The organism is Gilliamella sp. B2911 (assembly GCF_026536965.1).
Lineage (GTDB): Bacteria > Pseudomonadota > Gammaproteobacteria > Enterobacterales > Orbaceae > Gilliamella > Gilliamella apicola_E.
The window spans coordinates 321,359-343,994 of record NZ_JAFNNA010000001.1 but is presented as its reverse complement, the minus strand read 5'-3'; the positions used below and the strand labels follow the sequence as shown (position 1 = coordinate 343,994).

25 protein-coding genes, 1 other RNA gene and 1 riboswitch are annotated in these 22,636 nt (G+C 35.4%); of the genes, 14 read left to right on the top strand and 12 right to left on the bottom strand.

Annotated features, from left to right (window positions below; translation table 11 throughout):
- Positions 1–8: 8 nt before the first annotated feature.
- Together proQ and J3U27_RS01510 are read right to left on the bottom strand one after the other, a co-directional pair.
- The gene (proQ, locus tag J3U27_RS01515; RefSeq protein WP_065562206.1) at positions 9–545 is read right to left on the bottom strand and encodes an RNA chaperone ProQ; all 537 of its coding nucleotides are present in this window, start codon (positions 543–545) and stop codon (positions 9–11) included.
- A 64-nt stretch (positions 546–609) separates the two neighbouring features.
- Positions 610–966, bottom strand: coding sequence for a DNA-binding protein (locus tag J3U27_RS01510; RefSeq protein ID WP_065734288.1), 357 nt, complete (start codon positions 964–966; stop codon positions 610–612).
- Positions 967–1,143: 177 nt separating this feature from the next.
- Between J3U27_RS01510 and J3U27_RS01505 the strand changes: the two genes are divergently transcribed.
- From J3U27_RS01505 to rnpB, 3 genes are all read left to right on the top strand, one after another.
- Positions 1,144–1,425, top strand: coding sequence for a helix-turn-helix domain-containing protein (locus J3U27_RS01505; protein ID WP_065562208.1), 282 nt, complete (start codon positions 1,144–1,146; stop codon positions 1,423–1,425).
- A gap of 209 nt (positions 1,426–1,634) precedes the next feature.
- A complete protein-coding gene (gene bamE / locus J3U27_RS01500; RefSeq protein ID WP_065562209.1) occupies positions 1,635–1,997 on the top strand; it encodes an outer membrane protein assembly factor BamE domain-containing protein in 363 nt (120 codons plus the stop codon).
- 178 nt (positions 1,998–2,175) lie between these two features.
- Positions 2,176–2,564, top strand: an RNA gene (rnpB, locus tag J3U27_RS01495) — RNase P RNA component class A.
- A gap of 2 nt (positions 2,565–2,566) precedes the next feature.
- On the opposite strand, the gene J3U27_RS01490 is transcribed toward rnpB, so the two are convergent.
- The 6 genes from J3U27_RS01490 to J3U27_RS01465 form a co-directional block, all read right to left on the bottom strand.
- Positions 2,567–3,253, bottom strand: coding sequence for a DedA family protein (locus J3U27_RS01490; RefSeq protein ID WP_065562210.1), 687 nt, complete (start codon positions 3,251–3,253; stop codon positions 2,567–2,569).
- Positions 3,254–3,283: 30 nt separating this feature from the next.
- Positions 3,284–4,741 carry a metalloprotease TldD gene (gene tldD, locus J3U27_RS01485; RefSeq protein ID WP_065734287.1) on the bottom strand — a complete coding sequence of 486 codons (1,458 nt, stop codon included), beginning with the start codon at positions 4,739–4,741 and terminating at the stop codon, positions 3,284–3,286.
- Positions 4,742–4,790: 49 nt separating this feature from the next.
- Positions 4,791–6,266: a ribonuclease G gene (gene rng, locus J3U27_RS01480; RefSeq protein ID WP_065562212.1), complete on the bottom strand. Its 1,476-nt coding sequence runs from the start codon at positions 6,264–6,266 to the stop codon at positions 4,791–4,793.
- A gap of 12 nt (positions 6,267–6,278) precedes the next feature.
- Complete coding sequence (mreD, locus tag J3U27_RS01475) at positions 6,279–6,770, bottom strand: rod shape-determining protein MreD (RefSeq protein ID WP_065734286.1); 492 nt, start codon at positions 6,768–6,770, stop codon at positions 6,279–6,281.
- Complete coding sequence (gene mreC / locus J3U27_RS01470; protein WP_065562214.1) at positions 6,760–7,599, bottom strand: rod shape-determining protein MreC; 840 nt, start codon at positions 7,597–7,599, stop codon at positions 6,760–6,762. The genes mreD and mreC overlap by 11 nt, the downstream gene beginning before the upstream one ends.
- Before the next feature lie 109 nt (positions 7,600–7,708).
- Entirely contained in the window at positions 7,709–8,752 is a 1,044-nt protein-coding gene (locus J3U27_RS01465; RefSeq protein WP_065562215.1) for a rod shape-determining protein, read from the bottom strand.
- Between the two features lie 368 nt (positions 8,753–9,120).
- On the opposite strand from J3U27_RS01465, the gene accB reads away from it, so the two are divergent.
- The 3 genes from accB to J3U27_RS01450 all read left to right on the top strand — a co-directional run bounded on the left by accB (position 9,121) and on the right by J3U27_RS01450 (position 11,667).
- Positions 9,121–9,576, top strand: a complete 456-nt coding sequence (gene accB, locus J3U27_RS01460; RefSeq protein ID WP_065562216.1) for an acetyl-CoA carboxylase biotin carboxyl carrier protein — start codon at positions 9,121–9,123, stop codon at positions 9,574–9,576.
- Positions 9,577–9,616: 40 nt separating this feature from the next.
- Positions 9,617–10,963, top strand: coding sequence for an acetyl-CoA carboxylase biotin carboxylase subunit (gene accC / locus J3U27_RS01455; RefSeq protein ID WP_065562217.1), 1,347 nt, complete (start codon positions 9,617–9,619; stop codon positions 10,961–10,963).
- Positions 10,964–11,028: 65 nt separating this feature from the next.
- The gene (locus tag J3U27_RS01450; RefSeq protein ID WP_065562218.1) at positions 11,029–11,667 is read left to right on the top strand and encodes a bifunctional 4-hydroxy-2-oxoglutarate aldolase/2-dehydro-3-deoxy-phosphogluconate aldolase; all 639 of its coding nucleotides are present in this window, start codon (positions 11,029–11,031) and stop codon (positions 11,665–11,667) included.
- A 46-nt stretch (positions 11,668–11,713) separates the two neighbouring features.
- Here J3U27_RS01450 and J3U27_RS01445 read toward each other — a convergent pair whose 3' ends face one another.
- Both J3U27_RS01445 and J3U27_RS01440 read right to left on the bottom strand, forming a co-directional pair.
- A complete protein-coding gene (locus J3U27_RS01445) occupies positions 11,714–12,484 on the bottom strand; it encodes an ABC transporter permease (protein ID WP_065562219.1) in 771 nt (256 codons plus the stop codon).
- Complete coding sequence (locus tag J3U27_RS01440) at positions 12,477–13,415, bottom strand: ABC transporter ATP-binding protein (RefSeq protein ID WP_065734285.1); 939 nt, start codon at positions 13,413–13,415, stop codon at positions 12,477–12,479. Before J3U27_RS01440 ends, J3U27_RS01445 begins: the two co-directional genes overlap by 8 nt.
- 111 nt (positions 13,416–13,526) lie before the next feature.
- Between J3U27_RS01440 and mog the strand changes: the two genes are divergently transcribed.
- The 4 genes from mog to J3U27_RS01420 all read left to right on the top strand — a co-directional run bounded on the left by mog (position 13,527) and on the right by J3U27_RS01420 (position 17,001).
- Complete coding sequence (gene mog, locus J3U27_RS01435) at positions 13,527–14,105, top strand: molybdopterin adenylyltransferase (RefSeq protein ID WP_267376645.1); 579 nt, start codon at positions 13,527–13,529, stop codon at positions 14,103–14,105.
- A gap of 184 nt (positions 14,106–14,289) precedes the next feature.
- On the top strand, positions 14,290–14,748 hold the full coding sequence (argR, locus tag J3U27_RS01430; RefSeq protein WP_065734283.1) for a transcriptional regulator ArgR: 459 nt from the start codon (positions 14,290–14,292) through the stop codon (positions 14,746–14,748).
- 97 nt (positions 14,749–14,845) lie between these two features.
- A riboswitch (Lysine riboswitch) is annotated at positions 14,846–15,020 on the top strand.
- A 74-nt stretch (positions 15,021–15,094) separates the two neighbouring features.
- Complete coding sequence (lysC, locus tag J3U27_RS01425; protein ID WP_065734282.1) at positions 15,095–16,456, top strand: lysine-sensitive aspartokinase 3; 1,362 nt, start codon at positions 15,095–15,097, stop codon at positions 16,454–16,456.
- Between the two features lie 302 nt (positions 16,457–16,758).
- On the top strand, positions 16,759–17,001 hold the full coding sequence (locus tag J3U27_RS01420) for a GlsB/YeaQ/YmgE family stress response membrane protein (protein ID WP_065562224.1): 243 nt from the start codon (positions 16,759–16,761) through the stop codon (positions 16,999–17,001).
- 111 nt (positions 17,002–17,112) lie between these two features.
- Here the strand turns inward: J3U27_RS01420 and J3U27_RS01415 are convergent, their stop codons facing one another.
- The gene (locus J3U27_RS01415) at positions 17,113–17,418 is read right to left on the bottom strand and encodes a hypothetical protein (RefSeq protein WP_267376643.1); all 306 of its coding nucleotides are present in this window, start codon (positions 17,416–17,418) and stop codon (positions 17,113–17,115) included.
- Between the two features lie 111 nt (positions 17,419–17,529).
- Between J3U27_RS01415 and cysS the strand changes: the two genes are divergently transcribed.
- Positions 17,530–18,921 (top strand): cysteine--tRNA ligase, encoded by a 1,392-nt coding sequence (gene cysS / locus J3U27_RS01410; protein WP_065734280.1) that lies wholly within the window; start codon positions 17,530–17,532, stop codon positions 18,919–18,921.
- A gap of 47 nt (positions 18,922–18,968) precedes the next feature.
- On the opposite strand, the gene trmJ is transcribed toward cysS, so the two are convergent.
- The gene (gene trmJ / locus J3U27_RS01405) at positions 18,969–19,706 is read right to left on the bottom strand and encodes a tRNA (cytosine(32)/uridine(32)-2'-O)-methyltransferase TrmJ (RefSeq protein WP_081299459.1); all 738 of its coding nucleotides are present in this window, start codon (positions 19,704–19,706) and stop codon (positions 18,969–18,971) included.
- A 246-nt stretch (positions 19,707–19,952) separates the two neighbouring features.
- Between trmJ and raiA the strand changes: the two genes are divergently transcribed.
- The 3 genes from raiA (at position 19,953) to mutY (ending at position 22,562) form a co-directional block, all read left to right on the top strand.
- Positions 19,953–20,282, top strand: coding sequence for a ribosome-associated translation inhibitor RaiA (raiA, locus tag J3U27_RS01400; RefSeq protein ID WP_065562226.1), 330 nt, complete (start codon positions 19,953–19,955; stop codon positions 20,280–20,282).
- 94 nt (positions 20,283–20,376) lie between these two features.
- Positions 20,377–21,528 (top strand): bifunctional chorismate mutase/prephenate dehydratase, encoded by a 1,152-nt coding sequence (gene pheA, locus J3U27_RS01395; protein WP_065562227.1) that lies wholly within the window; start codon positions 20,377–20,379, stop codon positions 21,526–21,528.
- Positions 21,528–22,562, top strand: coding sequence for an A/G-specific adenine glycosylase (mutY, locus tag J3U27_RS01390; protein WP_065562228.1), 1,035 nt, complete (start codon positions 21,528–21,530; stop codon positions 22,560–22,562). Before pheA ends, mutY begins: the two co-directional genes overlap by 1 nt.
- The last annotated feature ends 74 nt before the right edge of the window (positions 22,563–22,636 follow it).

Sequence of the window (22,636 nt, the reverse complement as noted above, 5' to 3'; positions counted from 1 at the left end):
TAAATTCTCTATCGATTAATAATATGCTCAGGTTTGACTGTTAGTTCCATTCCTGTTCCTACTTTGACTTTGATGTGCTCTTTTTCAATAGTGATGATCTGTCCTTTGACTGGTTTTTGACCAACATTGACTCGAACAAAATCACCAATTTTCAAAGCTCTAGGTTTTCGAGAAGGTTTAGGGGCTGCTTTACGTTTTTGTTTTGCCCTTTCCTTAGCTTGCTCCTTGCTTTCTTTTAATTGTTGCTGAGCATGTTCCATTTGTTCTTTGGTAATAACTTCAGTTGGGTTACCATCTAAGTCAACGCGATTTGCACCTTCCTTTATGCAATATAGATAGCGCCAACCCATGGTGTAGGCTCTAAGTGCAATGCGAAGTTTGGTTTTGCTCAATAATTCACTATTTTCTAGGCGAGAAATAATATCTTGAAAGATGCCAATTTTTAAAGGCTTTGCTTCCCCTTCAATAGTAAAACAATTAGGAAACTGCTGGTTTAAATAATTAATAATCTCTTTAGTATTTGTTAATTGAAACTGATTTTCCATTGATTATTCCATTGCTACTAATAATTTTCTGACGATAAAGTATATCTCAGCTTGTACAATAACACTAATTATCTTTTTTGTGTTTGTTAATAAAAGAAATAAAATCTTTGATACCATTTCGCATTATCCATGAACTGACAATCGTTTGTTCTTCTGTAGATAATTGTTCAAATGCTGTCATCCACAGTTGTAATGGATTAATTGGCGAAACAACGTAAGTTGCACTCTCTTCCTCTAGATACAAAGCTTTTTTAACATCTATTGACAAGCTGCTAATGTGATATTCAATAGCTTTACCACGAACGCCTGAACGTTTACGAGAAGTCCAGTTTTCAGATCTTGCTTTACGATTTATACCTTGTGTTGTTGATGGCATCCCTGCAATACTTAATAGTTCTTTTGGTGAGAACCACTCTTTCATTCTAATAATCCTATTTTAAGAAACAAGAAAAAGTTATAGAAATTAAAGAAACTTTGATACAATATTAAGAAACTACTTACCATTGTTATTTAAAGTTAAATTATAAACTTACTGGTTTTGATAACTAGAAAGCATAACATAGATATTTAAGGTTATAAACTAAGAAGGAAGAAAAAAATGGAGATTAAATCTAATGATTGGCATAAAGCAGACATTATTGCCGCATTAAAAAAGAAAGGGACAACTCTCGCTGAACTATCTCGTCAATCCGGACTAAGTTCCTCAACACTTAGCAATGCGCTTGTTAGACCTTGGACAAAAGGAGAGTCAATTATCGCTAAAGCACTCAATTTAAAACCCTCGCAAATTTGGCCAAGCCGTTATATAAATTCAATGACAAGACAGCCAATTAAGCGAGTTTTGAGAAAAAGTTCAGATAATACATCTTCAAATCATTAACTGACAACAATCTAATTAACACTTTTTTACAAACATATGGAAACATATAGAAACACTTGTTTTCATGTGTTCGTTTTTGCTTTATTCTTTTATCAATTCAATTCATCTATTTTCTTTATTTAAACTAACTTGATTATTTTCATCAATATTAATCCTATGCTATGATTAGCCATCTTTTGATATAAATCATAGTTTAATAGGCAATTATTATGAAAAATCTTAGTAAAATTTTGGTGCTTTTATTTTCAGTATTAGCATTATCCGCATGTTCACAAAAAAATTATTTAGAACAAGGTACCCCACTAAGTCATGAGAAAGTGGATAAAATTGTTGAAGGCTCAACCACTGAGGCACAACTGCTGCATATTTTTGGTCAACCAGCAAGTAAGGTTAGTATTAATGCTAACGAATCAAAATGGACTTATACATATCTTAAAAAAAGTTCAACCAAAAATGCAATTTTTGGGGAAACTCAATACGACATTCTTGAAGGTACGTTAGAAGTAGTGGTAAACCAAGGTGTTGTAACTTGGTTTAACTATTCGCAAAACAATAAACAGAAGAAGTGGTAATTATCATTTGATTATTAAGCACATCAATTAGATGTGCTTTTTTATCTATTTGCTTAATGATTGTTCTTACCGTTAAATCCCCTTATTCTCAGATTTTAATTTCATATTTTGTTTAGATTCCATTCATATACTTTATTCCGCTCTGGACAAAAGTCTTTATTACGTTATACTCATTTGCGAAATTAACCAGACAATCGCTGCTTTGTTGTAGTCCCTTGTAAAAGGGAGACAAACAGAGGGGAGGAAAGTCCGGGCTCCATAGGGCAGAGTGCCAGGTAACGCCTGGGGGGTGTTGGCGAGAGCGAACATTCACGACTAGTGCAACAGAAAGTATACCGCCGATGGCTTAGCAATAAGATCAGGTAAGGGTGAAAGGGTGCGGTAAGAGCGCACCGCGCAGCTGGTAACAGTTGTGGCATGGTAAACTCCACTCGGAGCAAGGTCAAATAGGGATTCATTGGCGCGGCCCGCGTTGAATCCGGGTAGACTGCTTGAGCTAATGCGTGAGTATTAGCCTAGAGGAATGATTGTCCACGACAGAACCCGGCTTATCGGTTAATTTCACCTTTTTATTCTTTACGGTTTTGCTTTGCTTGTTTTTTATTACTTAACCAACGCTTTACTGCTAACCAAATCGAAAATACTAATCCTAATACCAATAAAAATACTGGTATTAACATTAATAAAGACATAATCTGTTTTTCGTATGTTTTAAAAATTGGTGATAAACCAAATAAATAGCCTAATGTAACAATCAAAAATATCCATAATGTTGCACTTACCCAATTGTAGATGTGAAATTTACGGCTATGCAAACCTGATAACCCCGCCATCATTGGTAATAATGTGCGAACAAATGCAATAAATCGTCCAATAAATAGTGCTTGTAAGCCATATTTGTGGAATAGTACCTCTGATTTATGGTGATATTTTTCTGGCAAATGTGCCATCCAATTCTGTACAGTTTTGGTATTACCCAACCACCGGCCTTGTGCATAACCGAGCCATGTGCCGAAGGCAGCACCAGCAATTAGAATTAAGTTTATAAGACCAAAATGAAAAACATCAAGACTTATCAATACGCCAGTTAGAAACAGTAAACTATCACCCGGTAAAAAAGCAGCGGGTAACACACCGTTTTCTAATAGAATGATGACAAATAGCATTCCATATAATATCCATAACACATCTGGGTTTGAGAGTGTTTTTATATCCATATGAACAAATGCTTGGTATAGTGTAATGATTGTATCCATTTAGCTTATTTTCTCATTAATGTATTATTATTAGTGGTTAATAGTACCACCTACGGTTAAATTATTCACTTTTAAAGTCGGTTGACCAACTCCAACAGGAACGCTTTGCCCTGCTTTACCACAAACACCAACACCTGGATCAAGTTCGAGATCATTGCCTACCATTGAAATTTGTTGCATCGTTTCAATACCTGATCCAATAAGCGTTGCACCTGTGACCGCCGTAGTAATTTTACCTTTTTCAATTAAATAGGCTTCTGAAGTTGAGAAGACAAATTTCCCTGAAGTTATATCGACTTGCCCTCCTGCAAAATTAGGTGCATATAGTCCATAATCTACACTTTGGATGATTTCATCAAAACTCGATGTTCCCGCTAGCATGTAGGTATTGGTCATTCTAGGCATAGGTAAACAGGCATACCCTTCACGGCGACCATTGCCAGTCGAATGGCAATTCATTAATTTTGCATTAAGCTTATCAAACATGTAGCCTTTTAAAACACCGTTTTCGATTAATACCGTTTTTTGACTTGGCGTACCTTCATCATCAATAGAGAGTGAACCTCGACGATTTTCAATGGTTCCATCATCAACGATAGTACAAAGCTCTGAGGTAACTTGTTCGCCAATTTTTCCTGAAAACACAGAACTATTTTTACGATTAAAGTCTCCCTCTAACCCGTGTCCTACTGCTTCGTGAAGTAACACACCTGGCCAACCTGCACCTAAAACAACTGGCATGGTGCCTGCTGGAGCCGGTTTGGCTGAGAGCAAAACTAAAGCTTGACGCACAGCTTCTCGGGTATAACTATCTACATAACTTTCACCTGTTTTCGCATTAGTCGTTAAAAAATAGTCATAACTAAATCGACCACCACCGCCACTACTCCCTCGTTCACGTTTACCATCTTGTTCGACAAGGACGGATACTGATAAGCGAACTAAAGGCCTAACATCTGCACATAAGGTACCATCAGTGCCAGCGATTAAAATGTCTTCATAACTACCAATTAAGCTTGCTGAAACTTCAATGACTCTTGGATCAATTGAACGTGCTAACTTATCAACTTGGTGTAATAAGGCAATTTTTTGCTCTTGCGAAAAGCTATTTATCGGATTAAGCGATGGATACTTGATGATATTGTTAGCCGTTTTAAATGGAGTAACCATAATGGGGGTTTGATTTTTAGTAATAGAGTTTGCGGCTAATACACTTTGCTCTAATCGAGCTAAAGAAAGCTGATCAGTATAAGCAAATCCTGTTTTTTCACCAATAATCGCTCTAACACCAACACCTTGATCGCGATGAAAAGAGGCATTTTTAATAATGCTATCTTCAAGAGACCAACTTTCGTAATAACCAGATAAAAAATATAAATCACCAAAATCAATTTGCCTTGAACTAAGCATATCAAGCAAATTTACTATATCTTGCTGATTTAAGTTATTTGGATTGAGTAACCGTTCACTCACTTGGGCTACGTTCATAAATTCCTTAATCTAATGATTATCAATATAAAAACTGTAAAATGTATTATTACATAAGTACTACATCATATTGTTCTTGAATATAAAGTGGTTCAACTTTTACTTCAACACGTTTGCCAACAAACACTTCAACTTCTGCTAGCGCATGTGATTCATCCGTCGTTAATGCATTAGCCACTGCAGCTGAGGCATAAACCAAAAAGTATTCAGAGCGGTGAGCTTTGTATATACGAACAATTTCACGGAGTATTTCATTACAAACCGTTTCTACTGATTTAACAATACCTCGACCTTTACATGCAGGACACTCTTCACAAAGTATATGACCAATACTTTCTCGAGTCCGCTTACGTGTCATTTCAACTAACCCCAAACCAGAGAAAGTGTTCACGGATGTTCGTGCTCGGTCTTTGGCTAAAAAGTCTTGTAAAGATAGTAACACTCGTTCACGGTGAATATCTTCTTGCATATCAATAAAATCGATAATGATAATACCGCCTAAATTGCGTAATCGTAATTGACGCGCAATCGCAATGGTTGCTTCGATATTGGTGTTGAAAATAGTTTCTTCTAAATTACGATGACCTACAAATGCACCAGTATTAATATCAATGGTCGTCATAGCTTCGGTTTGATCAATAATTAAATAACCACCCGATTTTAATTTGACTTTACGGTCTAACGCTCGTTGAATTTCGTTTTCAATATCATACAGATCGAAAATTGGGATATTACCGCGATAATGGGTTAATTTGTTGGTAACTTCTGGCATAAATTCCTGTGTAAACTCAACCAACAAATCATAAGTAAGTTTAGAGTCAACCAAAATTCGTTCAATTGGGTCGCCAACAAAATCCCGTAATACTCGTTGAGATAAAGCAAGCTCACCATAGACTAAATATTTGCTGATTGGACGCGCCATTCGTTCTTGAATTTTTGCCCATAAACGTTTTAAAAAATTGGCATCTTGTTCAAGTTCGTGAGCATTTGCTCCTTCGGCAGCAGTTCTAACAATAAAACCACTTTCATCGGTAACATATTGTTCAACAATTTTTTTAAGCCTTTCACGCTCTTCTTCCGATTCAATTCGTTGCGATGTCGCTACATGAGCAGAGTTAGGACCAGGCATTAAAACTAAATAACGCGAAGGTAAAGTTATATCTGTAGTAAGTCTGGCACCTTTAGTCCCCAAAGGATCTTTAACAACTTGTACCATTAAATCTTGGCCTTGACGTACCAATTCAGAAATATCTTTAACTTGAAACTGTTCTTGTTCACTGTCCGATACGCATTCGGTATGCGGCATGATATCCGAGGCGTGCAAAAAAGCAGCTTTTTCAAGACCGATATCAACAAACGCAGCTTGCATACCCGGTAAAATACGAATGATTTTGCCTTTATAGATATTTCCTACAATACCTCGACGTGATTCACGATCTACGTGGATTTCTTGTAATATCCCATCTTCAATATATGCCACCCGAGTTTCTGATGGCGTTACGTTCATTAATAATTCGACAGACATAATGATCCCTTATTAATTAATAGCAAAGTTCCGTCTTATTAGTCGTAAGAATAGATAAATCACTATCCATAATACCCCATCAACAAAACTAGATACTAAAATTAAAGGTGAAATCGTTATGGTATGATAAATACTGACTTGAAACAGAAATACTAATATATTATAACAAAGCGAAACGGCAAAAATAATAATTGATTGTTGCCATAAAGCTAAATTACGGATTAACTGGAATTTAAACATTAACAAATAAGCCACGCATGAAAAAATAAATGCGTGAATACCTAAAAGCGATCCTGAGAATAGATCTAAAATGATACCTAATAAAAATGCTATGCTCATACCAATTCGGTGCGGTAATGCTATTAACCAATAGGCCATAATTAACATTAATAAATGTGGCTTAAACATATTATATTCAGGTGACCACGGTATGATTTGTACACATAAGCCAATTAGCAACGTTAACCAAATAACCAGTATACTAATTCGATTATTACCCCTCATGTTTTACTCCTTGATCGCCCCACAATAACAGTAGATAACGTAAACGTTTTAAATCTGCGGTTGGCGTAGCAGAAATAATGGGGGTGGAATCACTTATATCAAGCTTTACTGAGCTAACGACAGCCACTGGGTACCCTTCTGGGAAGCGACCATCAAGTCCAGAAGTGACTAGAACATCACCAACTTTGACATCAACATTGTTAGGTAAAAAATCAAGCGTTAAATCGTTACTGCATCCATTACCGACAGCTACCATTGAAATATCATTTCTTAATACTTGTACTGGAATTGCATGTTGATAATCACAAACTAAGATCGCTCGGCTTGTTGATTGAGCGGTTTGATAAATTTGTCCAACAATACCTTTTTCATCTACTACCGGCTGGCCTATATATACACCGTCATTTTTACCTTTATTAATTACCACTTGATAAACGTAAGGATCAGTATCAGCTAATAATACTTGAGCAGCCATTTTATGTTCATCATGTCTTAAAGGTGAACCTAATAGCCCTCTTAGGCGGTCATTTTCATGCTTTAAATGTTCAAGCAATAATAGATTACTTTTTTGTTGCATTAAGGTTTCTTGCAGTTCTGCATTTTCTTTAATTAGTGTCTCTTGTGTTTTCGACATTTCATACAGCGAATCAAATGATGATTTTGGTGCATTTGAAACATGATAAAGTGGCGAAATTAAGGTATCTAAATAATAACGAACCTCTTTAAAAGGACGATAATTGATATCTAACACTATTAACGTCAAAGCGAGTGCCAGTGATATAAATAATTGAACACTCAGAGGCGAACGTTTAGAAAAAAGTAATTTCATTGTCCAGTATTTACCTGTTATATATCTAGAATTTAACTATTTTAAGATATGACTCCGCCGACAATGTCGGCGGAAAAAATGAAATATTCGTTACTTGCTAGTAATATTATTACTCTTCACTGAAGAGATCACCACCATGCATATCTACCATATCAAGAGCTTTACCACCACCACGAGCTACGCAAGTAAGTGGGTCTTCAGCTACAACAACGTGAATCCCTGTTTCAGCAGATAATAATTTATCAATATTACGTAATAATGCACCACCACCAGTCAATACCATACCATGTTCTGAAATATCAGAAGCTAGTTCTGGAGGACATTGTTCTAGAGCAACTTTAACAGCACTAACAATACCACTTAATGGCTCTTGTAATGCTTCTAAGATTTCATTCGAATTTAGTGTAAAACTACGTGGCACACCTTCAGCTAAGTTACGACCACGTACTTCGATTTCAAGGACTTCATCACCTGGATAAGCACTTCCAATGAAGTGTTTAATTTTTTCTGCGGTCGCTTCACCAATTAATGCACCATAATTGCGACGAACATAATTGATTATTGCTTCATCAAAACGGTCTCCGCCAATGCGTGCAGAAGCGGAATAAACTACACCATTTAATGAAATAACAGCCACTTCTGTTGTACCGCCACCGATATCAACAACCATTGAACCAGTTGGTGCAGAAACTGGTAAATCAGCACCAATTGCCGCAGCCATTGGTTCTTCAATTAAATAAACTTCACGAGCACCAGCACCTAATGCTGATTCACGAATAGCACGACGTTCCACTTGTGTTGCGCCAACTGGCACACAAACCAATACACGAGGGCTTGGTCTTAAGAAGCTATGGCTGTGAACTTGTCGAATAAAATACTGTAACATTTTTTCAGTGACGGAAAAGTCTGCAATCACACCGTCTTTCATTGGTCTGATAGCTGCAATATTACCAGGTGTTCGCCCTAGCATCTGTTTCGCAGCATGGCCAACGGCAGCAACACTTTTAGGTGTTCCTGAGCGATCTTGACGAATGGCAACAACTGAAGGTTCGTTAAGCACAATGCCTTGCCCTTTTACATAAATAAGCGTGTTGGCTGTACCTAAATCAATCGATAAATCATTTGAAAACAAGCCGCGAACTTTTTTGAACATAATAAAAACTCTTCCTAGAATTAATCTTGTTTAAATATATTTGAGTATTAGAAGCAAACTTAGGCGTCTACAAAATATATATTTTAATTTTATCCGACAAATAATAGTTCATTTATCAGATAAAAACCACAGCCAGCCTCAATAATAATTAAGGGTTATATTGTATCGCAATTTAAAAATAATACCTAGAAAATAGTATAACAAGTGTTTGTAAAGGAGATATATAATGACAAATTATGATTTACAGTGTATCCTTCCGCGTTAATGTTGAGTTACTATTTTTAGTATCGAATTAAAAGATTACTTTTAAGATATTAAAGGTACATTAAAATAATTGTTATTTATATCAAATAAACACGGTGTAATTCATGGATATACGTAAAATTAAAAAGTTAATTGAATTAGTAGAAGAATCAGGTATTTCTGAGCTTGAAATTTCTGAGGGTGAAGAATCGGTTCGAATTAGTCGGTCGACACCTACCTATACAGCTCCAGTGCAAAACATTCAAATTCCCCAACCGGTTGCTGTTCCTGCTCCTACAGTCACTGCGGCTACAGTTGAAGCAGAAGTCATCACAGAAACTAATAGTGGCACAACCATAAAATCACCAATGGTTGGTACGTTCTATCGAACTCCAAGCCCTGAATCTAAAGCATTTGTTGAAGTCGGTCAGTCTGTAAATGTTGGTGATGTGCTTTGCATTGTTGAAGCAATGAAAATGATGAACCAAATTGAATCAGAAAAAGCAGGGACCATTAAAGCTATCTTAGTTGAAAATGGTCAACCAGTTGAATTCGATCAACCACTATTCATTATTGAATAATCAGAATTATTTGTTAACTTAGACGATTAAGAGATTGAATATGCTTGATAAAATTCTTATTGCTAACCGCGGAGAAATCGCTCTTCGTATTTTAAGAGCATGTAAAGAACTTGGAATTAAAACTGTCGCTGTTCACTCTTCGGCAGATAAAGACTTAAAACATGTGCTACTTGCAGACGAAACCGTTTGTATAGGTCCAGCAGCTTCAGCCAAAAGTTATCTTAATATCCCTGCATTAATCTCTGCTGCCGAAGTAACCGGCGCAGCAGCTATTCATCCTGGATATGGATTTTTATCAGAAAATGCGGATTTTGCTGAACAAGTTGAACGTTCAGGCTTTATATTTATCGGTCCAAAACCTGATACTATTCGTTTAATGGGTGATAAAGTTTCAGCCATTGAAGCAATGAAAAAAGCAGGCGTACCTTGTGTTCCTGGTTCTGATGGTCCTCTTGGCAGTAATATGGACCTTAATAAGCAAATTGCTAAAAAAATTGGTTATCCAGTTATTATTAAAGCGTCTGGCGGCGGCGGCGGTCGTGGAATGCGTATTGTTCGTGAAGAAAAAGATCTCGAACAATCAATCAAAATGACTAAACTTGAAGCAAAAACTGCATTTAATAATGATATGGTTTACATGGAAAAATTCCTAGAAAACCCACGCCATATCGAAATACAGGTTTTATCTGATGGACAAGGTCATGCAGTTTATTTAGGTGAACGCGATTGTTCAATGCAAAGACGTCACCAAAAAGTACTTGAAGAAGCACCAGCGGTTGGTATTACACCGAAAATGCGTAAATTCATCGGTGAACGTTGTGTTAATGCATGTATCGAGATTGGATATCGTGGTGCAGGTACTTTTGAGTTCTTATTTGAAAATGGTGAATTCTACTTCATCGAAATGAATACTCGTATTCAAGTAGAACACCCAGTTACTGAAATGGTTACTGGAGTTGATCTTATTCGTGAACAAATTCTGATTGCAGCTGGACAACCTTTGTCAATTAAGCAAAGTGACATTGAAATTAAAGGCCATGCAATTGAATGCCGAATCAATGCCGAAGATCCAAAAACATTTATGCCATCTCCGGGCAAAATAACACGTTTCCATGCTCCGGGAGGATTTGGTATCCGTTGGGAATCACATATATATGCTGGCTATACTGTACCACCATATTATGATTCAATGATCGGTAAATTAATCGCCTATGGTGAAACTCGTGAAGTCGCTATTGCCCGCATGAAGAATGCATTAGCAGAACTGGTTATTGATGGTATAAAAACCAATATCGAACTTCATCTAGAGATTTTAAATGATGAAGGCTTCATAAAAGGTGGCACGAACATTCACTATTTAGAAAAGAAATTAGGTATTTATGAGTAAAATAAGCCCTCAATAGTTTGAGGGCTTATTGCTGTATAGAAGTAAATAAAGTATAGGTAATACATATGAAAAATTGGAAAAAAAGCGCTGAAGAGATTTTAACATTAGGTCCAGTAGTTCCTGTTATTGTTATTGAGCGTTTAGAAGATGCCGTTCCTTTAGCAAAAGCATTGATTGCTGGTGGCGTGAAGGTTCTAGAAGTCACATTAAGAACAGCTTGTGCACTTGACGCAATTAAGAAAATTATTAACGAAGTTCCAGAAGCTGTAGTCGGTGCCGGTACTGTAACCACAGTAGAGCAACTTAAACAAGTAACTGAGGCAGGTGTAGAATTTATCATCACTCCGGGTATTACTGACTCTATTTTAAAAGCAGCAGTTGAAGGCCCTGTGCCAGTTATTCCTGGGATTGCAACCATTTCAGAATTATTAACAGCTCAAGAATATGGTTTAACAGCATTAAAATTCTTCCCTGCTGAAATTAATGGCGGTGTTGCTGCGTTAAAAGCGTTTGCTGGTCCTTGTGGTTATATGAAATTCTGCCCTACTGGCGGTGTGAATCCTAAAAACTATCGCGATTATTTAGCGCTTGATAATGTTCTTTGCGTTGGTGGAACTTGGTTTATTCCAACTGATGCAATTGCTAAAGGTGATTTTGCTAAAATTACTGAAATGGCAAAAGAAGCCGTTGCAGGAGCAAAATAAGTTTTATCTTACCGCCGACATTGGTCGGCGGTTTAGTCAGTTCTGTCTAACTTCTAAGACCTCTTCCACTTTCAATTATTCGCCATGCTATAAAATATAAAATGCTAACAAATAATATAAGCATCGAAAAAGTAATGACTAATGAAACATCACTAATACCTAAAAAACCATAGCGAAATCCATTAATCATATAAACAATAGGATTAAGTTTAGAAACCCATTGCCAAAAAGTAGGTAACATAGTGATTGAATAAAAAACTCCGCCCAAGTAAGTTAACGGTGTTAATACAAAGGTTGGAATAATACTTATATCATCAAATGATTTTGCAAATACTGCATTTAACAATCCAGCTAATGAAAACAAAATTGAGGTTAATAATAAGGTGAAAACTACAAAAGTCCACGAATGAACTTCATATCTAACAAAAAATAACGATACAGCAGTGACCAACACACCAGTTAATAAACCACGCATTACACCACCACCAACATATCCCCAAATAATAATATGAGTCGGAACAGGAGCAACAAGTATTTCTTCAATATTACGTTGAAATTTAGCACTAAAAAATGAAGAACAGACGTTTGTATATGAATTGGTTATGACCGACATCATAATTAAGCCTGGCACAATGAATGCCATATAACTAAAGCCACCCATATCACCAACTCGCGAACCGATTAAATTACCGAAAATAATAAAATATAGTGACATTGTAATAACAGGAGGAATCAGTGTTTGGATCCAAATTCTTAAAAATCGGGTAACTTCTTTACGCCAAATACTTTTTAAGGCAATCCAATATAAATTATTCATCAATAGCTCCTTTGGTATCATTTCGCAACAAATCTACAAATAATTCTTCTAATCGATTAGCTTTATTACGAACACTAATCACTTTTATGTTTTGTTGATTGAGTTGTTCAAATAACTGATTTAATCCTTGTTGTTTATCTACGTTTACTTCTAACATGCCAGATTCAATATCAGTATAATTATACCCTTTAAGGGAGATTGGTGTTGATGTTGGTACATAATCAATAATAATTGTTTCAGATTGACTTTTTGCTAGTAAATCACGCATTGAAGAGTTAGCAATTAATTCTCCGTGCTGAATTATACCAATGTGACGGCAAAGCATTTCTGCTTCTTCCAAATAATGCGTGGTTAATATAATGGTGATACCTTGTTTATTAATCTCACGTAGAAAATCCCACATGGAACGACGTAACTCTATATCAACCCCAGCAGTAGGTTCATCCAGAATTAATAATTTAGGTTCGTGGACAAGTGCGCGAGCTATCATTAGTCGTCTTTTCATCCCACCTGATAACATATTAGCTCTACTATGTCGTTTATCCCATAAATCTAAAATACGCAGATACTTTTCAGCTCGTTGTAAAGCCAATTTTCGTGGCAACCCATAGTAACCACCTTGATTGGTAACAATTTGGATTACTTCTTCAAATTGGTTAAAGTTAAATTCCTGAGGAACAAGTCCTAATTGTCTTTTTGCATTAACAAGATCCGTATCTAAGTCATATCCAAAGATTTTAACTTGGCCTGAGGTTTTAGTAACTAAAGAGCTAATAATACCAATGGTGGTTGACTTACCTGCACCATTTGGTCCAAGTAAAGCATAAAAATCTCCTGCCGCTACAGTTAAATTAATTCCTTTTAATGCTTCTACACCATTTTTATATTTTTTCTTAAGCGCTATAAGTTCTAGTGCAGGTGTTGACGACATAAATGTATCCTAATTGAGTAAATTGCTATTTGAATAATATGATATCATGTTTAATCAATTGACAATATTGTTTAATATTTAGATAAATATATGGATTAAGGAATAAATGTTATGGTTAAAATTGGATTAGTTTCAATATCAGATAGAGCATCACAAGGCGTTTATCAAGATGAAGGTATTCCAGCTTTGTTATCATGGTTGAAATCTGCATTGAAAACAGCTTTTATTACCGAACAACGCATTATTCCCGATGAACAAATCATCATTGAAAAAACATTATGCGAAATGGTTGATGATTTACAATGTAATCTGATTTTAACCACAGGCGGAACAGGACCAGCAATAAGAGATGTAACACCTGACGCAACTTTAGCTATCGCAGATAGAATAATGCCCGGATTTGGCGAACAGATGCGGCAGATTAGTTTACATTTTGTTCCAACTGCGATCTTATCCAGACAAGTTGCTGTTATTCGTAAGCAATGTTTAATTTTGAATTTACCAGGTCGACCAAAATCAATCAAGGAAACACTTGAAGGTGTAAAGGATGATGAAGGTAACACTATTGTTACTGGCATATTTGCAAGTGTTCCATATTGTATTGATCTGCTAGAAGGTCCTTACATCGAAACACATGATCACATCATTAAATCATTTCGTCCCAAAAATGCTATAAAATCTAATCTTTAATTTTATGCAAATGTCATGCATAATTATGTAGATTATATTCAATATTTGAATGAAGCTTTATAAGCACATTAGCTTAATTAGCAATCATTAAAAATAACTGACCGTAATCAAGCATTTTAGTTAACCCGTTAATATGACTTATTGTTTTAATCAGTTAGTCATAAATTAAATTTAAAGGAACAGTATGAAACAAAAAGATCTCACTAAAACTTTCAAAGAAATGCTTTTACAAGAAAAGTTTAGTTCTCAGATAGGTATCGTACAAGCCTTACAAGAGCAAGGATTTGATAATATAAATCAATCTAAAGTATCGCGAATGTTAACTAAATTTGGCGCTGTAAGAACTCGCAACGCAAAATCTGAGATGGTTTATTGTTTACCTGCTGAAATGAGTGTTCCAACAACAAGCAGTCCATTAAAAAATTTAGTATTAGATATTGATTACAATAGTTCAATGGTTGTTATTCGAACAAGCCCAGGCGCAGCTCAGCTTATTGCGAGATTGTTAGATTCAATCGGTAAATCAGAAGGGATTTTAGGCTCAATTGCCGGTGATGATACGATTTTTAGCACACCAACTAAAGATTGTTCTGTGAAAAAACTATATCAAACGATTATTGAATTATTTGAACGGAGTTTATAATTAACAGTTTATTTTAACAAAGCTCTATAATTTTTTTTAATATTTAACCTATTGACACATTTGGTAAAATCGTTAATCCTATACGACACTGAAATCAGAATTAAGAAGAGGCGCATTACTCAGGCAGATCATTTTAGGGACTGGAGCCGCAAATAAATGATTGAGGGGATGTAATGCCGAGGTTTAATTGTTATTCCAGAAAGCAATTAAATCGACTGCAAGGGCTGAATCCCTTGGGTTGTCACCCTAACAGGTGGAGCGCTTCATGGTATGTATTTTTTTAATTGTATTAGGACATGCCCGCTCTATCTCTGTTAAAAATAAAAATTTTTAATATGAGGAATACATGGAAAGATCATTTATAATTGCTAAGTTTGGCGGTACTAGTGTTGCAGATTATCCCGCAATGGTTAATAGTGCCAATATTGTTATAGCTAATCCTAGTGTCAAAGTTGTTGTGTTGTCTGCCTCTGCAGGTATAACAAATTTACTGGTAGCATTAGCTGAAGGTCGTGATGCCAATGTAAGAGCAAAACATATCGCTAAAATTCAATCGATTCAATACAACATATTAGAAAATCTTCCTGAAAATCCAACCCTACGCGCTGAAATTGACCAAATAATTGCAAATATTGCCTCATTATCAGAAGCTGCAAGCTTGGCAACTTCCCCTGCTTTGACGGATGAATTAGTCAGTCATGGCGAAATAATGTCATCAAAACTATTTGTCGAAATATTAAAACAAAAACAAAAAAATGCCCTATGGTTTGATGTACGTAAAGTGATGCGTACCGATGACAAGTTTGGTAAAGCCGTACCAAAAATTGACGAAATTAAACAACTTTGCTGTGCACATTTAAAATCTTTGAATCCAGAAGCTATCGTAGTTACTCAAGGATTCATTGGTAGTGAAAGTACGGGCAAAACCACAACTTTAGGCCGTGGTGGTAGTGATTATACCGCAGCTCTTCTTGGTGAGGCTTTAAACGCCACGCAAATAGACATTTGGACCGATGTTGCTGGTATTTATACTACCGATCCTCGTATCACATCTGGTGCGAAACGAATTGACGAAATATCATTTGCTGAAGCAGCTGAAATGGCGACCTTTGGTGCTAAAGTTCTACACCCTGCAACACTTGTTCCTGCTGTACGTAGCAATATTCCAGTATTTGTTGGTTCAAGTAAAGCACCAGAAGCAGGTGGAACTATCGTTTATAACACACATAGCATAAAATCTGCACTACCTTCATTTAGAGCGTTAGCGCTTCGTCGCAAACAAACATTATTGACTTTAACTAGCTTAAATATGCTACACGCACAAGGCTTTTTAGCTAATGTCTTTACCATATTGGCTAAACATAATATTTCGGTTGATTTAGTCACCACCTCTGAAGTTAGTATCGCATTAACCATTGATACTACAGGCACTAATACCAATGGAAATAGCCTATTAACAAAAGCATTATTCGATGAATTATCAACAGTTTGCCATGTTGAAGTTGAAGAAGATTTAGCACTAATTGCCATCATTGGTAACAATCTAACCACAACAAAAGGTATCGCTAAAGAAGTCTTTGGCGCTTTAGATGACTTTATTATTCGACTTTGTTGTTACGGTGCTAGCACCCATAATCTTTGCCTTCTAGCAAGAAGCAATGATGCTGAAGATGTAATAAAGGTTCTACACAAAACGATTTTCGAATAGTTCAATATCAGGGGCGATTACATTATCGCTCCTAATCATTAATCATATAAATCAACAATTAAACAAAATACCTAGAATATTTGAAAAAATAATTGTAAACTACGCCTAATATTTGTATGAATTTGTGTTTCATACATCTATAGCTTCATACTGTTCTACATAATAATCATTTTTCTTCATATTTAGATAACAATTTTTAAAGCTGTAAATTTTACGTTTTATTAATATCTGTTCAACAACTATCATCGTTATTTTTTAGCTATACTAGTAACTTTCAACTTAATTAGACGAAGGAAATTATCATGGGTATTTTAAGCTGGATTATTCTAGGATTAATTGCTGGATGGATCGCTAAGTTTTTTATGCCATTAGGCCGTGTTGGTGTGATAAAAACTATCCTACTTGGTGTAGCTGGTGCATTAGTCGGCGGTTATATCAGTACCTTCTTTGGTTGGGGTAGTGTGACTGGTTTTAACTTCCCAAGCTTGTTTATCTCTGTGCTAGGTTCTATTTTACTTATTTATCTTTACCGCCTTTTTAAATAAATTTAATAGCAATTTAAATTGGCGAGTTTACTCGCCAATTTTCACTCATCTATCCAATCAAAGTTCTCTCATTTATATCAATGTTTAAAACCTATTAACTTAAATAGCTTTTTAAGTATCCAAATTAATATATATGATAGTGATTGATAAATTAGCAAAAGACGCTAGAAGACATGCCAAAAAACCAACATAAAGTGCAATAAACTTATAAAACCCTATATTGCCAAAGCCTCCTAAATCCTTGTTAACTAAAACCACAAAGAATACTATTGCTAAAAGAATCCACGTAAATAAAAATAGTAATTTTTCTAAGCAATTATCAAATTTAAAGCCTATTGCAATACAAATAACTTGAAAGGCAGTGAATATAATCATTAAAATTAGCCCGAAAGCTCCTACCCCAAATTTTGATATCATCAATTAATTCCATTTAATTTATTTAACGAGATTATAAGAAGTAATTTCGCCACTTCCAGTTTTTTGTTATATTAAACACTAAAATTTATCAAATTTATTCTGCAGGATAAAATGCTCAAAATATTTAATACATTATCACGTGAGAAAGAAATATTTAAACCAATTACACCAAATAAAGTTGGGCTATATGTTTGTGGTGTTACTATCTACGATCTATGCCACATTGGCCATGGCCGTACTTTTGTCGCATTTGATGTCGTTACTCGTTATTTACGTTTTTTAGGTTACGATCTCACTTATGTTCGTAATATTACCGATGTCGATGACAAGATCATCAAGCGTGCATTAGAAAATGGTGAAACTTGTGACGAATTAACTGAACGTATGTTAAATGAGATGTATGCCGATTTCGATGCACTTAATATCAAACGACCAGATGTCGAACCTCGAGCAACTCGTCATATGTCACAAATCATTGAACTTGTTGAAGAGTTAATAAGAAAAAATCACGCTTATATTGCTGACAATGGAGATGTGATGTTTTCGGTAGATAGTGATCCTAACTACGGTATTTTATCACGCCAAAATTTAGAACAGTTACAAGCAGGTGCTCGAGTTGATGTAGTGGACGTAAAACATAATCCAATGGACTTCGTTCTCTGGAAGATGTCAAAACCCAACGAACCAAGCTGGGATTCACCATGGGGGAAAGGTCGACCTGGTTGGCACATTGAATGCTCTGCAATGAATAGCCATCAATTAGGCAACCATTTTGATATTCATGGCGGTGGTTCTGACTTAATGTTCCCACATCATGAAAACGAAATTGCCCAATCAACCTGTGCCCATAATGGCCAATATGTAAATTATTGGATGCACTCAGGCATGGTAATGATAGACCAAGAGAAAATGTCCAAATCACTGAATAACTTTTTCACTATCCGTGATGTTTTAAAACATTATGATGCTGAAACTGTTCGATATTTCTTATTATCAGGCCATTATCGTAGTCAACTTAACTATAGTGAAGAAAATCTAAAACAAGCTCGTACCGCTTTAGAAAGACTTTATACGGCTTTGAGAGACACCGATGCTAACTATCCGCACAACACGCCAGATAGCGATTATCATCGACAATTTTGTCAGGCAATGGATGATGATTTCAATACTCCAGAAGCTTATTCAACTCTATTTGATTTGGCTAGAGAGATCAACAAAGCTAAAGCAGAAAATAACATGCCATTAGCTAATGAACTAGCTGCTGAGTTACGTTATTTATCTTCTGTACTTGGTTTACTTGAACAAGATCCGGTTAAATTCTTACAAGGTAATAGTCAAGATGATGAAGATACACAGCTAATTGAAGCGTTAATTAAACAACGCAACGATGCTCGAGCAAGTAAGAATTGGGCTTTAGCTGATGAAGCTCGAGATAAACTAAATCAAATGAATATTATTTTAGAAGATGGTGCTAACGGCACAACTTGGCGTAAAAAAACTTAATAATAAAAAATCCCCTAGATTTACACAAAACTAGGGGACTAATCTCACTATTTTTTATCTATTGACGTTAAAATTCCCCGTAAAATATTGAGTTCTTGCTGTTCAATACCAGCTCGCGTAAATAATCTACGTAAACGACCCATAATCTGCCCAGGATGATTAGGATTAATAAATCCGGTTTTTAATAACGTATGCTCTAAATGCTGATAAAACCGTTCAATATCTTCGCTTTTAGGATACTGAACCTCATTCAGATTATCATCATCATGTTTTAAAGATGCCTCTAAAGTTGACAACATTGACATTCGAATTTCGTAAGTTAGAACCTGAACTGACATAGCTAAATTTAAAGAGCTATAATCTGGATTAGCTGGAATACCAACATGAAAATGGCACTTTTGTAATTCATCATTAGTTAATCCAACTCTTTCTCGACCAAAAACTAAAGCCACTTGAGCATGATGCGCGGTTTCAGCAATAATTTTGTCGCCACACTCTTTCGGGGTTAAGTTTGGCCATTGCAAACTTCTAGGACGCGCACTGGTACCTATAACCAATGAACAATCTGCTACCGCCTCTTCAAGGGATGAAAAAATCTGTGCCTGTTTGATAATATCACTCGCCCCGGCTGCCAGTGAAATCGATTGGGAATCGGGTTTTATTACAGGGTTCACTAAACATAAACGAGTTAATCCCATCGTTTTCATTGCACGAGCAGCAGACCCCATATTACCAGTATGCGAAGTTTCAACTAAAACAATCTTAACATTATCTAAATAGCTCACATATTCCTCATTAAATAACTAAACTTAATACTTTAAATCAATCTAAATAAACCACAGTATATAATAAAAAACAGATTAAAAGCAGTTCTGTGCTGCTTAATATCAAATACCAATAAATTATTTTAGACAAAAGTCACAAAAATCTTAATATAAACTCAATAACCTATTGACTAAATGTGAAAAATTTGTCAATGTAATCAATATAATAATAGCTCAATTAGTAAGTAAACATAGTGGAGGTCAATTATGACTTTAAGTATCACAAGTAAACAAATGGACATTACTCCTGCAATTCGTAGTTATCTTGAAGATAAGTTTTCGAAATTAGATAAATGGAGAGCTCTACTAATCAACCCTCACTTTATCTTATCTAAAGAGCCCGATGGATTTATTATTGATGCAACCATTGCAACCAAAGGCTCGCCACTAGTTGCTTCCGCTAAACACACTGACATGTATGCTGCAATTAATGATTTAGTTGGTAAACTTGAAAGACAACTAAATAAACTCCAACATAAAGGTGAGTCGCGCCGTGCATTTGACAGTATTAAAAATACAGTAATTGAAGAAGAATAATAATTTATAATTTAACAAAAAGGCACTTTAATAGTGCCTTTATTTTTTTGCTTGTTATAATATTACCCATCGAATTTTTAATCTATTAATGAATATGACAACCAGTCCTTTATTGCCTTTACGAAACAAAATTAACCAACTTGATCAAAAATTAATTGAAATCATTGCTGAAAGACGCCAAATTTCAGCCGAAGTTATCCAGGCTAAAATAAAAGCAAATATCCCTGTGCGTGATTTAGATCGTGAACGTTCATTGATTAAGGCATTAATCGAACAAGGTAAACAATATCATCTTGATGACCTATTAATTAAGCGTTTATACCAAATTATTATTGAAGATTCGGTTCTACTACAACAGAAGTTTTTACAAGAAAAACTCAACCAAGGCGTTATCTCATCAGCTAAAATTGCTTTCTTAGGACCAAAAGGTTCATATTCACATTCAGCAACTCGCCGTTATGCTAGTGCCCATTTTGATCAATTGACTGAATCAAGTTGTAATACATTTAAAGATGTTTTTGAAAAGATTGAATCAAAAGTTGTTGATTATGGAATTGTACCGATAGAAAACTCGAGTTCGGGATCTATTAATGAAGTGTATGATTTGTTACAAAAAACCAATTTACATATTATTGGTGAACTATCCTTAATGATTGATCACTGCATTTTAGCTCTTCCTAACACTAAACTTGAGCAAATAGATACTATTTATAGCCACCCGCAACCATTCCAACAATGTAGTAATTTCTTAGAAAAGTATCCGCATTGGAAAATTGTTTATTGTGATAGCACTTCGTCAGCAATGGAAACCGTAGCTAAATTAAATCAACCAAACATTGCAGCTATGGGAAATAAAGACGGTGGTGAATTATATGGCTTACAAGTTCTGGAGCACAATTTTGCTAATCAAAAAGAAAATATCACCCGCTTTATTGTGTTATCGCGTGAATCGATTGAAGTTTCCGATCAAATTCCGGCCAAAACTACAATCTTGATGAAAACGGGCCAACAAGCTGGGGCTTTGGTAGATGCTTTATCCGTATTACGTAATCATAATATTGTTATGACAAAACTTGAATCACGCCCTATCCATGGCACATCTTGGGAAGAGATGTTTTATATTGATTTACAAGGTAATATCAATGATTACGAAATGCAGATCGCACTTAAAGAATTAGCTTCCATCACTTTATATACTAAAGTGCTTGGTTGTTATCCTAGTGATTCTATTACCGCTGTCATGTAATGACTAACTTAAGTTTTTCAAATGCCGTACTCAACTGGTATGAACAGTACGGCAGAAAATCATTACCATGGCAAATTGAAAAAAGCCCTTATCATGTTTGGTTGTCAGAAGTTATGCTGCAACAAACACAAGTTGCAACTGTTATTCCATACTTTAAGCGCTTTATTAAACAGTTTCCTAAAATTACCGATTTAGCGAAGGCTCCAATTGATGATATCTTACATCTTTGGACTGGACTTGGTTATTATGCACGTGCTCGTAATTTACATAAAGCAGCACAAGTTATAGCTGACAAGTTTGGGGGAAAATTTCCAACCAAATTTGAGGATGTTATCGCCTTACCAGGCGTTGGGCGCTCAACCGCTGGGGCTATCCTATCTCTATCACAAAATCAACATTATCCAATATTAGATGGTAACGTAAAACGGGTTTTAACCCGAACTTTTGCTATAGACGGATGGCCTGGTAATAAAAATGTCGAAAATCAACTTTGGCAATTAAGTGAGCAAGTCACGCCTAAAAATGAAGTTGCTAAATTTAATCAAGCCATGATGGATATTGGTGCAATGGTTTGTACTCGTTCTAAACCCAAATGCACTTTATGCCCTTTACATCAATTATGTATTGCTTATAAGACCGACAGTTGGCAACAATATCCAACTAAAAAACCTAAAAAGACTATTCCTGAAAAAACCGCCTACTTTTTAATGCTTGAACATGACAACATGATTTGGCTTGAAAAAAGACCGCCTGCTGGTATTTGGGGCGGATTATATTGTTTACCACAATTTGCAAGCGAGCAAGCATTAACTGACTGGCTAGACAGCCATGGTATTAAAACTAGCAAACCCAAACAGTTAATTGCATTTCGACATACTTTTAGCCATTTTCATTTAGATATTGTGCCTATTTACTGTGAGATCAAAGGCAATACTAAATGTCTAGATGAATCGAATGGTTATTGGTATAAACTAAAATCGGAAAATGCAAAAATTGGCTTAGCAACACCTATTTATAATCTATTAAATCAATAATCAACACAATCTATCAGTATCTAACAACCTTTTGATATATAATTACACATTATTTATTTTCTAAATTGTTTATT

Bases quoted from the DNA above. Each gene is read 5' to 3' on its own strand.
- bamE (WP_065562209.1), top strand. From the start codon at position 1,635: ATGAAAAATCTTAGTAAAATTTTGGTGCTTTTATTTTCAGTATTAGCA.
- pheA (WP_065562227.1), top strand. From the start codon at position 20,377: ATGACAACCAGTCCTTTATTGCCTTTACGAAACAAAATTAACCAACTT.
- tldD (WP_065734287.1), bottom strand. From the start codon at position 4,741: ATGAACGTAGCCCAAGTGAGTGAACGGTTACTCAATCCAAATAACTTA.
- mreC (WP_065562214.1), bottom strand. From the start codon at position 7,599: ATGAAATTACTTTTTTCTAAACGTTCGCCTCTGAGTGTTCAATTATTT.
- lysC (WP_065734282.1), top strand. From the start codon at position 15,095: ATGGAAAGATCATTTATAATTGCTAAGTTTGGCGGTACTAGTGTTGCA.
- rng (WP_065562212.1), bottom strand. From the start codon at position 6,266: ATGTCTGTCGAATTATTAATGAACGTAACGCCATCAGAAACTCGGGTG.
- mreD (WP_065734286.1), bottom strand. From the start codon at position 6,770: ATGAGGGGTAATAATCGAATTAGTATACTGGTTATTTGGTTAACGTTG.
- J3U27_RS01505 (WP_065562208.1), top strand. From the start codon at position 1,144: ATGGAGATTAAATCTAATGATTGGCATAAAGCAGACATTATTGCCGCA.
- accB (WP_065562216.1), top strand. From the start codon at position 9,121: ATGGATATACGTAAAATTAAAAAGTTAATTGAATTAGTAGAAGAATCA.
- argR (WP_065734283.1), top strand. From the start codon at position 14,290: ATGAAACAAAAAGATCTCACTAAAACTTTCAAAGAAATGCTTTTACAA.
- cysS (WP_065734280.1), top strand. From the start codon at position 17,530: ATGCTCAAAATATTTAATACATTATCACGTGAGAAAGAAATATTTAAA.
- J3U27_RS01415 (WP_267376643.1), bottom strand. From the start codon at position 17,418: ATGATATCAAAATTTGGGGTAGGAGCTTTCGGGCTAATTTTAATGATT.
- J3U27_RS01420 (WP_065562224.1), top strand. From the start codon at position 16,759: ATGGGTATTTTAAGCTGGATTATTCTAGGATTAATTGCTGGATGGATC.
- J3U27_RS01440 (WP_065734285.1), bottom strand. From the start codon at position 13,415: ATGTCGTCAACACCTGCACTAGAACTTATAGCGCTTAAGAAAAAATAT.
- mog (WP_267376645.1), top strand. From the start codon at position 13,527: ATGGTTAAAATTGGATTAGTTTCAATATCAGATAGAGCATCACAAGGC.
- J3U27_RS01450 (WP_065562218.1), top strand. From the start codon at position 11,029: ATGAAAAATTGGAAAAAAAGCGCTGAAGAGATTTTAACATTAGGTCCA.
- J3U27_RS01465 (WP_065562215.1), bottom strand. From the start codon at position 8,752: ATGTTCAAAAAAGTTCGCGGCTTGTTTTCAAATGATTTATCGATTGAT.
- proQ (WP_065562206.1), bottom strand. From the start codon at position 545: ATGGAAAATCAGTTTCAATTAACAAATACTAAAGAGATTATTAATTAT.
- J3U27_RS01510 (WP_065734288.1), bottom strand. From the start codon at position 966: ATGAAAGAGTGGTTCTCACCAAAAGAACTATTAAGTATTGCAGGGATG.
- mutY (WP_065562228.1), top strand. From the start codon at position 21,528: ATGACTAACTTAAGTTTTTCAAATGCCGTACTCAACTGGTATGAACAG.
- raiA (WP_065562226.1), top strand. From the start codon at position 19,953: ATGACTTTAAGTATCACAAGTAAACAAATGGACATTACTCCTGCAATT.
- accC (WP_065562217.1), top strand. From the start codon at position 9,617: ATGCTTGATAAAATTCTTATTGCTAACCGCGGAGAAATCGCTCTTCGT.
- J3U27_RS01445 (WP_065562219.1), bottom strand. From the start codon at position 12,484: ATGAATAATTTATATTGGATTGCCTTAAAAAGTATTTGGCGTAAAGAA.
- J3U27_RS01490 (WP_065562210.1), bottom strand. From the start codon at position 3,253: ATGGATACAATCATTACACTATACCAAGCATTTGTTCATATGGATATA.